This is a genomic window from Methylobacterium sp. AC433, from assembly GCF_979253015.1.
This window is the reverse complement of sequence record NZ_CEEDBN010000088.1, coordinates 1-251: the sequence shown is the minus strand read 5'-3', so window position 1 is coordinate 251 and position 251 is coordinate 1. Positions and strand designations below refer to the sequence as shown.

Here is a 251-nt window from a genome sequence, read left to right as displayed (position 1 = left end):
CAGCCGGTCGATAGGTCTCGGTGCCGAACACCCGACTCTCGAGGCGGTCGGTATCGTTCAACGCGTCCGGCTCGAGGCGCTCGGCACCGTCGTTGGGAATGACCCGCACGAGATCCTGCCCCTCGTAATCGGCAGCTAGGGCCTTCTCCAATTCCAGTACCGTCGGCGAACCCGGGAGGGTGTCGAGGTGGAGCGGTACGCTCACCCGCATGCCCTGCCGGACGTTACCGACGGAGGGAATGACGATCGGC

General features: G+C 65.7%; 1 pseudogene. It reads right to left on the bottom strand.

Annotation, left to right across the window (positions count from 1 at the left end):
- Positions 1 to 251, bottom strand: a pseudogene (locus AC0IWM_RS23835) (N-acetyl-gamma-glutamyl-phosphate reductase); the annotation flags it as partial.